Origin of the sequence: Pontibacterium sinense, assembly GCF_015209595.1 — a bacterium.
In the GTDB taxonomy this organism is placed as follows: domain Bacteria; phylum Pseudomonadota; class Gammaproteobacteria; order Pseudomonadales; family Balneatricaceae; genus Pontibacterium; species Pontibacterium sinense.
In genome coordinates this window covers 121,879-132,849 of record NZ_JADEYS010000016.1, presented here as the reverse complement: position 1 = coordinate 132,849, position 10,971 = coordinate 121,879, and the positions used below count along the sequence as shown (strand labels likewise).

The following is a 10,971-nucleotide window of genomic DNA, read 5'->3' as shown; positions in this document are numbered from 1 at the left end:
TGAAACAGCAAACTGAATATGTACCTCAAATGACCTAATCAATCACTTGAGGCACATATGGAGAGATGGTATCTACGAATCAGTCTTCTTCGATGGAGATATTCGGGAACGCAGCGGGTGCGGCTTTACCGCGTATTGCCAGAATCGCTGCAACTTTACGCGCAATATCACGGTAGATCTGCGCTTCGGCACTATCCGGATCAGACAACACCGTTGGGTTACCCGCATCAACCTGTTTACGGATCGACAATGATAGCGGCAGGTTACCCAGCAGTTCCGTGTCGTACTGCTCGGAGATACGCTCACCACCGCCTTCACCAAAGATATGCTCGGTGTGACCACAGTTGCTACAGATATGGGTGCTCATGTTTTCCACCACACCCAGCACCGGAATGTCCACTTTGCGGAACATCTCGACGCCCTTCTTCGCATCCAGCAGCGCAATGTCCTGTGGCGTTGTCACAACCACAGCACCTGCCACCGGCACTTTCTGGGATAAGGTCAACTGCACATCTCCGGTACCTGGTGGCATATCCACAAACAGGTAATCCAGATCGTCCCAAAGTGTCTGGGTCATCAGCTGCTGCAAGGCACCCGCCACCATAGGACCACGCCATACCATTGGGGTGTTTTCGTCGATCAGGTAACTCATCGACATGGACTGAATACCGTGGGACACCACCGGTTTCATATGTTTGTCGCCCACCGGCTGTGGACGCTGGCCTTCAACACCCAGCATCAGCCCCTGACTCGGGCCATAGATGTCCGCATCCATGATGCCAACTTTAGCGCCTTCAGCAGCCATCGCCAGTGCCAGATTTACCGTAGTGGTGGATTTACCCACACCACCTTTACCCGACGCTACCGCAACGATGTTCTTTACACTCGCCATGTTGGGCAACTGGTTCTGACCCGCATGTGGCTGGACGTTAGTGCTGAACTCGATCTCAACATCACCACCCAACGCCGCCTGAATCTGCGCGGTCAGATCTGCCTGAATACCGGCACACGGATACGGAAACTCCAGTGAGATCTGACGCTTGTCACCGTCCACACTGACCGCTTTCACAATATCGGCAGCAACCAGATCCTGCTTCAAATAAGGATCCTGAATCTGTTGTAAGGCTGCTTCTACCTGTGCCTGTTCTGGCGCTGTCATGGGCTGCTCCGTTGACCGTTTCTTACCAAAGAGATTGGAAAACATACTCATCTCAAACAATAACCAACTAATTTGGTAGGAATTATCTACCCAGATCGCCAATGCGTCCAGCCCTTTATGCATTCGGTCCCAAAGGGAAGTTAATTCTGGCCCCATTTGCCCTGAGGAAATCACTGAGACATCCCGAGCTTTGGCACCATTAAGGGATTGAGTTCACTACAGAAAGCACAGCTGAAAATTGAGTATAAGAAGACTGCTTATAGTTAGACAAAAGGAGCTAGAGAAGAGGCTTAACGGTGCGGACTCAAGGCGAGTGCAGGTGCCACCTTCAATGACACCCGCCAAAAAATACAGAATACGTATTATTGAACAACGATACGTGCGTGGATCGGCTGCACCGGACGGTTATTTGGATGCCCCATCACGTGTGTGAACTTATCGATCTGCGCCTGTGACGCGGTCACCGAGTCTTTCATCACAAACCAGTTCACACCTTCTGAACACGGTGGCGTGGTTAACGAACCACTAAAGCGGTAGTAATCACGGTTTTCAGGCAACAGCAGATTCGCATCCACGGAAGCCGTCAGTGCTTCTTTATGATTCGCATCAGCTGGCATCTGTGCCCAGGCTTTCTCCAGCTCGGCGTTTTCCTCACCCTGCTTAAACATCACCGCAACAACCGCCAGATTGCCATCTTTATCAGCGTGGACAAAGTGCGCTTCCATCGGGAAAGAACGACCTTGAATCATATTTTCACTCGGCGCATGGAAGTGGAACTGCTTTAGTTCAAAAGAACGCTCACCCACCGACAGCACATTACCCGCCGCATAATTAACCTGAATGGTATGACCGTTGTTCAGCACCTCGTTACCACCCGCCGTATAAGTCATACCCAATGCAGGCAGTTCGCCGTCCACCACACGGGTGATATTGATTGGCGACTGGCTTTTACCATCGCCGCAGGCACCGAAGGATTTATCCAGTACACCCCACTGATCAGGCCCACCCTGGCCGGAATAGGTCCAGTGAACTTTGTCTTCAGACTCGCTTGGCGTCAGTACCGCCAACACAACAGATAAAGCACATGCACCCAGAAGTACGTTTTTCATAACATCCCTTTTTGTCATTCACAGTGAATAATTTACGCGGATTGTAGCGATCTACCCGGCACCGGCCTATTAGCTTAAGGATGAAGATAGCGTAGGATTTTAGGCCTGATAACGACCTGCTCCGCCCCACTCGCTTTTTTATTCTTCAGACCCAGAGTAGACTCCCGTTTTGTTAAACTTTTTAGATCCGAGGCACGGATGTCATTGGCGTTATTGTCCCTATTTATCCCCACCTTCTTCTTCGTCTCCATCACTCCGGGGATGTGTATGACGCTGGCCCTTAGCCTGGGTATGTCAGTGGGCGTACGGCGTAGCTTGCATATGATGTGGGGTGAGCTGATTGGTGTCGGGCTGGTCGCCTCAGCGGCAGCATTGGGTGTCGCCGCATTGATGCTGCAATTCCCTGAAGCCTTTCTGTTTCTCAAGTTAGGCGGTGGTGCTTATCTGGGTTGGTTAGGTATTCAGATGTGGCAATCCAAGGGCAAGCTGGTGATGCCTGAACCGGGCAGCGAAGTGGCAGTACAAGGCAACCTTCAGCTCGCACTTAACGGCTTTATCACCGCCATCGCCAACCCAAAAGGCTGGGCATTTTTTGTCACCCTACTCCCCCCGTTTCTAGATCAGAGCCAACCACTGGCACCCCAATTGAGTGTATTGGTTGCGCTGATTCTATTACTGGAGTTTATATGTCTGATCATCTACGCCAGCGGCGGTAAAGCCTTGCGGCATCTGCTGATGGATCGTGGCAACGTTAAGCTGATGAACCGCATTGCTGGCTCTCTGATGATTGGCGTTGGGATCTGGTTGGCGCTTGGATAACCACACATATCCAAATCCACCTGACGTAACCCTCCCCTGCTAAATAAGGCCCGCGCTTTTTTCTGGTTCCCATGGTCTCCGTGGGAATCCATAAAGAGGCTTCAGCTAAACGACGATTTTTTATTACTGCTCAGACCCAGCGACTGTCTGCATTCCCACGCAGGAGCATGGGAACGAGGAACATGTCCCAACGTACATGTAGCGGTCCTCTCTTACCCTGACATCTGCGCCTTAACAGATTACATTTTCCGGCGGCACTAGAAGCCGGTAAAGTAGTAACCAGAATTCCAACGCATTAAGGAAAGACACATGAAGAAGCAACTGATCTGTGGTGCGCTGCTCAGCGTCCTGTCATTCACCACCCAAGCAGGCCTGTTTGACCAGATCGCCACCGGCACCTGGGACTCTGTAAAACCCACCAACGCCTATAAGCTGGAAACCTATGGCTACAACGTGCGAGTGTACGAGTGGACACCTAAAGACAACGCTAACATTCGCTGTGTATTTGTGGCGGGTGAAACGAACTCAACCGGCGTATCTTGCTATCCGGTGGATAAGTCGAAAGAGAAGTAAATCGCGACAGGTATAGAGCGTAGGGTGCGTTAACAACGCGTAACGCATTGCGACGACGATAAGACAGGTGCAATACGCAATAGTATTGCACCTTACATAACTGATTCGCTGAGATTATTTATTGGCGAGTTTTTGGGACTTTTTCTTCAACGCCTTATCCAGCTCTTCCGGATACACTACCAGACCATCCTGAGATTCAATCGGGCAAACGACTGCGGCAAAACCGTCTTCTTCCATACCGGCAGTCCAGCGACTGTGCCACTTATCCAGCGGGATCGCTTCCGCTTTACAATCTGACCATTCACCGGTCGCCCACGCTTCTGCCTGTTCCTGTGACGGCCACACGGGTACACAGTCTTCATCGTCCGTGTTCAGCATCACGCTGCCGTATTCATCGGTCAGAATCCAGATCTGCTTATGGGTGGCAGCTTCGCTCACAAAGTGGCTGTAAAGCTGTTCGGAGTTGTATTTCTGGATGGTGTCGATATCAGGAGTGGTCATATAGCGCTTCGGTCTTGGGTAAAACGGCTAGGATAAAGCAAATGGGTGACGGGCGCTTGAATAATTTACTCATCAGGGACTGAACCTCGGCAAAGGTCTAGGAAGCCAATGTAGGGCAGCTTTTTAAGCTGCCGGTCGGATAAATCCGACCCTACATACAACGCTAGACCCTAACCATACGTTTAATGCTAGATCCACACTCATCAGGAACGGCGCCCAGGAGAGATTCAGGAAACCGGTGTAGGGCAGCTTTCTAAGCTGCCGGTCGGATAAATCCAACCCTACATACAACGCTAGACCCTAACCATACGTTTAATGCTAGATCCACACTCATCAGGAACGGCGAGGAGAGATTCAGGAAACCGGTGTAGGGCAGTTTTTCAAACTGCCGGTCGGATAAATCCGACCCTACATACAGTTGGAAGTAATACATCAAACTCTAACCACTGAACTCTGGAAACAAGCTCTGCCATGCTTCGTCAGACCCCAATAACATTCCCAACCCTTCGGGCGAAGGTTTTGCACAAGGTGTCGCGTTACACGTATCGGCCACAGAATCACACGCAGGCGAGAGATACACCTTCACTTCGCAATGAAGTCCCCCATCAGATTCATGCCGAATAAAAGCGGCCATATTCTCAGGGTTTCCAGCTTCTGCCCGTGCTGAGACAAGCACACTTTCCAGCTCAGCTTGTGCCTCAAAGGCCAGCATCGCATCACCCAGATTCTTTACAAACCAGTCATTCATCGTTGCTCCTGCCTCACATACACCACCTGATCACTCGCGACCCGATGACGGCACCGCCAACACCAAACACCTTAGAGCCAGCTATATTGACTTACATATCGTGATCATACGGGAAACCTCGTTGCGTCAACTTGACCAACCTCAGGTCGCATCATCGCACGAGAGGCAATCGGAAAAGGCGCGGGAATATGATGAAGCCAAGGGACGTTAAAACGATCGAACAGGCGAAGCAGATTGTCGAAGAGCGCGGCCTTACACATATCAAGGTCGGCCTGTTTGATATTGATGGCGTGATGCGTGGCAAATATATGAGCAAGGATAAGTTCTTCTCCTCACTCGATCACGGCTTTGGCTTCTGTGATGTGGTGCTCGGCTGGGATTCAAAAGATCAGCTGTATGACAACGTCAGTTACACCGGCTGGCATACCGGTTACCCCGATGCACCCGTGCGCATTGTTCCCGAAAGCTGCCGCGATCTACCCTTTGAAAACGACATGCTGCTGTTTATCGCGGAGTTTGCCGACCAAGCCGCAGAGATCTGTCCGCGCAACGTACTTAAACAGGTCATACAGCGTGCCCATGAGATGGGCTTTGATGTATTCGCTGCTTTGGAGTACGAGTTCTTTGTCTTTCAGGAGACTCCACACAGCGCACGCGAAAAAGGCTTTAAAAATTTAGTACCGCTGTCTCCCGACTGGTTTGGTTACTCAGTCCTACGCAACTCTGTACATTCCGATCTGTATCAACAGATTTTGGATATGGCTGAAAAGATGGATTTCCCCATCGAAGGCATCCACACCGAAACCGGCCCCGGCGTACTTGAAGCGGCCATCGCCGTCGACTGTGTCTCCAACGCGGCGGATAAAGCCGCGCTGTTCAAAACCTTTATGAAAGTACTCGCCGAGCGCAACGGCTTGATGGCTACCTTTATGGCGAAGTGTTCGAACGCTTATCCGGGACAAAGCGGCCATATTCATATCTCCCTCACCCACCGAAATAGCGCCAACAGAGCGTTTTACGATCCCGATCAGCCGTACGGTATGAGTCTTATTCAGCGTCAGTTTCTCGCAGGCCAACAACGCTTAATGCCTGAGTTTTTAAGCCTGATCGCCCCAACGGTGAACAGCTACAGTCGATTGGTCCCCGGTTTCTGGGCACCGACCGATGCGACCTGGGGTATCGATAATCGCACCACTGCCCTGCGGGTGATTCCCGGCAATGCCAAATCCCAACGTATCGAATACCGGCTGGGTTCCGCCGATGGCAATCCCTATCTGACACTGGCGGCAGCACTGGCATCGGGTTTATACGGCATCATGCAGAACTGGCAACCGGAAGCGCAGGTCATCGGCAACGCCTATGAACAACAGCATCCCGATCATCTGAAGCTCCCCTCCACTTTATGGGATGCAGCCCAGCGCCTGAAAACCTCCAACGCCGCCCGAGAGCTCTTTGGCGATGCCTTTGTGGAGCACTTCGCCGCGTCACGCGAATGGGAAGAACGGGAGTATCGAAAGCATGTCTCGGATTGGGAGATGGCGCGCTATTTTGAAATTATCTGAATTCTTATATTTAAAAACCTAGCTGTAACAGCCCTCTTTTATGCCCTTCAGGGTGCCTGAGGGCAACCAGATTTTGGTACGTGCCTCACGTCTTGTCGTGGCCGGAAACCGCTGCGATTAGATCCGAGTTAAATGTTACCGGGCTGATGACAATGTAGGGCAGCTTTTAAGCTGCCGGTCGGATAAATCCGACCCTACATATGATGGGAATCGAATACTTCCACTGTCCCTTCGCACACTCTATCTCTCTTGAATCGAGGTGCCTTATGACCACCCCCTCCGCCAAAGTAAGCACCAACTTGAGTGATTCGCTGATCGGCGACTGGAACTACCCCAACAGCATCCGCGCCGGTGCTGGACGAATCAAAGAACTGACCGATGCCTGCCAGAACCTGAACATCAAAGCCCCCTTGCTTGTGACTGATCCGGGTTTAGCCCCATTGCCGATGATCAAAGACGCTATCAAACAGTGCCAGAATGTTAGTTTAAACTGCGGCCTATTCAGCAACCTTAAGAGCAACCCAACCGGACAGAATGTTGCAGACGGAGTGACCGCTTACAAAGCCGGAAAGCATGATGGAGTGATCGCGTTCGGCGGCGGCTCATCGCTGGATATCGGCAAAGCCATTGCCCTGATGGTCGGCCAGAGTGCAGACCTTTGGGACTTTGAAGATATAGGTGATAACTGGACCCGCGTGGATGCATCCGCGATTGCCCCAATTATTGCTGTACCCACCACCGCAGGCACCGGCTCAGAAGTGGGTCGTGCCTCGGTGATCACCGATGAGCAACAGCAGCTGAAACGTATTATCTTCCATCCGCAGATGCTGCCCTCCATCGTCATTCTCGACGCGGAACTGACCACTGGCCTGCCCCCTCATATCACCGCAGCCACCGGCATGGACGCACTGTCGCACAACTTGGAAGCGTTCTGTGCCCCCAGCTACCACCCAATGGCGGATGGTATCGCCCTTGAAGGTATCCGACTGATCAAAGAACACCTACCCCGCGCCTTTGCCAATGGGCAGGATCTCGACGCGCGCAGCCAGATGCTCGTCGCCTCCACCATGGGCGCTACCGCCTTTCAAAAGGGGCTCGGTGGCATGCACGCCCTCGCCCACACGTTGGGCGCACTCTACGATGCACATCACGGACTGCTGAATGCCATCCTCATGCCTTATGTACTGAACTCGAACCAGTCTGTGATTGAAGCACGCATCCAGCGCCTCAGCCGTTATCTGGATCTGCCTGACCAGAGTTTTAACGGCTTTATGGATTGGGTGCTGGGGCTACGTGCACAGTTAGCTATTCCGCATAGCTTATCCAAAATCGGCATCGATGAACGTCAAGCTAAACGGGTAGGAGAAATGGCCGTGCAAGATGCCGCCGCTGGCGGAAATCCAATTCTACTATCAGCGGATCAGTACTCAGGTATTTTTCTGGATGCGGTGCGGGGAAAGGTGACAGGACAGAATTAGAAAGGCACCGTGATTTGCTAAAGACATACACAAACCAACACTCCATCCCCTGTCGTTATCCATTCGAATGGGTAAAACGCAGCATATGCCCCCATCAAAGCGCCCACTTTGACTATATTTGAACGCGTAAAGGCAATTGTGTTTATGCAGTTGGAGCAGAAACCTTATAAATAGTGCACAATGCAGCACCGGACTCCATTCTTCACGTAAGTCCGATATCCACACACTATATTTCAGGGTTCAGATCGCCGGTTTGGGTATGCGCTGAATCCTTCCTACATTTGAGAAAAATCTATGAAATTTGCCGACCTCGGCCTTTCCCCCGCTATTCTTGATGCCGTTGCAGATCAGGGATACGACACACCATCACCGATACAGGCACAGGCGATACCTGCCGTGTTAGAAGGTCGAGATGTGATGGCCGCCGCGCAAACCGGCACCGGCAAAACCGCAGGTTTCACCCTCCCGCTGCTGGAGCGTTTATCCGGTGGCAAACGCGCAACTCCCAATCAGGCACGCGCACTGGTATTAACGCCCACCCGCGAACTGGCCGCACAGGTCAGTGACAGCGTTAAGACCTATAGCAAGCATCTGCCATTAAACTCCACCGTGGTGTACGGCGGCGTTAAGATCAATCCTCAAATGCAGGCCCTGCGCCGTGGCGCGGACGTACTGGTGGCTACACCGGGACGTTTACTGGATCTCTACAACCAGAAAGCGGTGAAGTTCAACCAGCTGGAAGTCCTGATCCTCGATGAAGCCGACCGTATGCTCGATATGGGTTTCATCCACGACATCCGCAAGATTCTGGCGGTATTGCCGAAGAACCGACAGAACCTGCTGTTCTCCGCGACCTTCTCTGATGAGATCCGCTCGCTGGCAAAAGGTTTAGTGCATGATCCGGTTGAGATCTCTGTCAGCCCACGCAATGCCACAGCCAACACTGTAAAACAATGGATCAGCCCGGTTGATAAGAAGAAGAAATCAGCCCTGCTGACTCAGTTAATCAAACAACACCAATGGCGTCAGGTACTGGTGTTTACTCGCACCAAACAAGGTGCAAACCGCCTGAGCCGTCATCTGGACGGACAAGGCATCAGCTCATCTGCGATCCACGGCAACAAAAGCCAGGGCGCACGTACCCGCGCATTATCCGAGTTCAAAAACGGTAAATTGCAGGTACTGGTTGCTACCGATATTGCCGCACGCGGACTGGATATCGATCAACTGCCACAAGTGGTGAACTTTGATCTGCCCAACGTACCCGCTGATTACGTACACCGTATCGGACGTACCGGCCGTGCAGGCGCAACGGGACAAGCGATCTCGCTGGTCAGTGCCGACGAAGAGAAACAGCTGAATGATATTGAAAAGCTGATCGGCCATGTGCTGACCCGCGAAATCATCCCCGGCTATGATCCGGTGCATGTACTGCCCGAGTCACGCCTGAATTCACGTAAGAAAACACACCGTCCGAAGAAACCGCGCACCCCACGTGTAGAACACAGTGACGGACAGCGCTCCGGTGAAGCCGCACGCGGACATAAGCCAACGGGCAAGAACAAAAAGCATGTGAAGAAACCAGCAACCTCCGGTGACGGCCAGAAGCCAAACAACCGTGGCGGTCAGCAAGCAAAACCGGCGGGTAACTCAGACGCACCTAAACGCAGACCTCGCCGCCGTTCAGCGGGTACAAAACCTGCGAACAGCAACGCACCACGTTAAGAACAGCAAGAAGTCACCGGCGGATAAGATCCGTTGGATATGCGAAAGGCCCTGCGGTTAAACTGAGGGTCTTTCCAGTGAGCGGCAACACGACAGGCTGTTATCACTGACTCTTCCACTATTATCGCTAAACCCCATCAATACACGTCACTCACAACCTCCACGCAACATAAATTCCGCTTAAGTAACTTGTGCGGTTAATTCCCCGCCTCTAAAGTGACTGTTATAAAGATCACTTAAAAGGATCGTTTTGATGGCTACTCGAATCTTGGCTGATGTCACGGCAAGCATCACTGAACTAAAAGCAAACCCAGTGAAGGTTGCGAACAGTGCGTATGGTGAACCAGTGGCTATACTCAACCGCAATGAACCGGCATTCTATTGCGTGCCTGTTGATGCCTACGAAATGATGATGGATAAGCTCGAAGACCTTGAGCTTCTATCTATTGCGAAAGATCGTGAAACAGAAGAAACCGATTCGGTAACAATTGATAACTTATAATCTCGAATTCAAAAAGAGTGGCAAACGTCGGGATCTGCATTGCAGCAACTATTCAACTGTAACCTCAGCCAAACGCTTTGGTTCTGACCATCTCTAGAGAAATAAACCTGTCCCCTTTAAGCTCAGGCATCCCCGTTAGAGAAAACCTGCCAGCCAGAGTTTAATGCGCATCCCCCACTCGCTACTCAACCCTGAACTGACCAGTACGATCTCCCCTTTTGGATTGAGATAGAAAATACTCGGCGTAATCGCCACGCCCCAACGGCGGCTGATCTCACCAGAGGGATCGTTCAGTGTCGTGAAACCATAGTTATGTTTATCCAGATAGGCCTGCACATCTCGGTCATCCCCTGAAGACAGCGCCACCGTGAGTACACTGCTACCCGTTCCCGCGACAGATTCGGCAATATCGCTCACCGCGGGCGAGGTCAGGCTACAGATCCCACACCAACTGCCCCAGAAATAAACCAGCATCGGTCCCTGTTTATATTGTTCGGACAGATCATATCGCTCGCCAGTCACGGTATAGGTAATCTGCTCAGGTGCTGACCCCGAGACCATATTACGCTGTTGGTAGAGGCTGATAGCGGTGACCACTACAGTGATCAAAAGCAGCGTCTTAAGCTGGGACAACCACCATTTGGGATTGGTGAGGCGCTTGGCAAGGAAGCCTTTCATAGTTGGACCTACAGCAGATATCAGCGGAAGCAATCGAATGTCTGTAGAAGGGACTTACAATAAACGACTTAGTTCAGTCGGGGCTTAGGGATCAGACTCGTAAATAAAAGACAAAAG

General features: G+C 51.7%; 11 protein-coding genes. 6 read left to right on the top strand and 5 right to left on the bottom strand.

Annotated features, from left to right (window positions below; translation table 11 throughout):
• Nucleotides 1-79: 79 nt before the first annotated feature.
• On the bottom strand, nt 80-1,159 hold the full coding sequence (apbC, locus tag IOQ59_RS15390) for an iron-sulfur cluster carrier protein ApbC (RefSeq protein ID WP_193954330.1): 1,080 nt from the start codon (nt 1,157-1,159) through the stop codon (nt 80-82).
• 362 nt (nt 1,160-1,521) lie between these two features.
• Nucleotides 1,522-2,268 (bottom strand): carbonic anhydrase, encoded by a 747-nt coding sequence (locus IOQ59_RS15385; RefSeq protein ID WP_193954329.1) that lies wholly within the window; start codon nt 2,266-2,268, stop codon nt 1,522-1,524.
• Nucleotides 2,269-2,466: 198 nt separating this feature from the next.
• Between IOQ59_RS15385 and IOQ59_RS15380 the strand changes: the two genes are divergently transcribed.
• Together IOQ59_RS15380 and IOQ59_RS15375 are read left to right on the top strand one after the other, a co-directional pair.
• The gene (locus IOQ59_RS15380) at nt 2,467-3,087 is read left to right on the top strand and encodes a LysE family translocator (RefSeq protein ID WP_193954310.1); all 621 of its coding nucleotides are present in this window, start codon (nt 2,467-2,469) and stop codon (nt 3,085-3,087) included.
• A 309-nt stretch (nt 3,088-3,396) separates the two neighbouring features.
• On the top strand, nt 3,397-3,660 hold the full coding sequence (locus tag IOQ59_RS15375; protein WP_193954308.1) for a hypothetical protein: 264 nt from the start codon (nt 3,397-3,399) through the stop codon (nt 3,658-3,660).
• 114 nt (nt 3,661-3,774) lie between these two features.
• Here the strand turns inward: IOQ59_RS15375 and IOQ59_RS15370 are convergent, their stop codons facing one another.
• Together IOQ59_RS15370 and IOQ59_RS15365 are read right to left on the bottom strand one after the other, a co-directional pair.
• On the bottom strand, nt 3,775-4,161 hold the full coding sequence (locus tag IOQ59_RS15370; RefSeq protein ID WP_193954306.1) for a DUF2750 domain-containing protein: 387 nt from the start codon (nt 4,159-4,161) through the stop codon (nt 3,775-3,777).
• Nucleotides 4,162-4,600: 439 nt separating this feature from the next.
• Nucleotides 4,601-4,909: a hypothetical protein gene (locus IOQ59_RS15365; protein ID WP_193954304.1), complete on the bottom strand. Its 309-nt coding sequence runs from the start codon at nt 4,907-4,909 to the stop codon at nt 4,601-4,603.
• 188 nt (nt 4,910-5,097) lie between these two features.
• Here IOQ59_RS15365 and IOQ59_RS15360 point away from each other — a divergent pair, with 188 nt between their 5' ends.
• From IOQ59_RS15360 to IOQ59_RS15345, 4 genes are all read left to right on the top strand, one after another.
• Nucleotides 5,098-6,471 carry a glutamine synthetase family protein gene (locus IOQ59_RS15360; protein WP_193954302.1) on the top strand — a complete coding sequence of 458 codons (1,374 nt, stop codon included), beginning with the start codon at nt 5,098-5,100 and terminating at the stop codon, nt 6,469-6,471.
• 266 nt (nt 6,472-6,737) lie between these two features.
• Nucleotides 6,738-7,949, top strand: a complete 1,212-nt coding sequence (locus IOQ59_RS15355; protein WP_193954300.1) for an iron-containing alcohol dehydrogenase — start codon at nt 6,738-6,740, stop codon at nt 7,947-7,949.
• 294 nt (nt 7,950-8,243) lie between these two features.
• Nucleotides 8,244-9,674: a DEAD/DEAH box helicase gene (locus IOQ59_RS15350; protein ID WP_193954298.1), complete on the top strand. Its 1,431-nt coding sequence runs from the start codon at nt 8,244-8,246 to the stop codon at nt 9,672-9,674.
• Between the two features lie 253 nt (nt 9,675-9,927).
• Complete coding sequence (locus tag IOQ59_RS15345; protein WP_193954296.1) at nt 9,928-10,176, top strand: type II toxin-antitoxin system Phd/YefM family antitoxin; 249 nt, start codon at nt 9,928-9,930, stop codon at nt 10,174-10,176.
• 135 nt (nt 10,177-10,311) lie between these two features.
• Here the strand turns inward: IOQ59_RS15345 and IOQ59_RS15340 are convergent, their stop codons facing one another.
• Entirely contained in the window at nt 10,312-10,854 is a 543-nt protein-coding gene (locus IOQ59_RS15340; protein ID WP_193954294.1) for a protein disulfide oxidoreductase, read from the bottom strand.
• Nucleotides 10,855-10,971 lie beyond the last annotated feature (117 nt).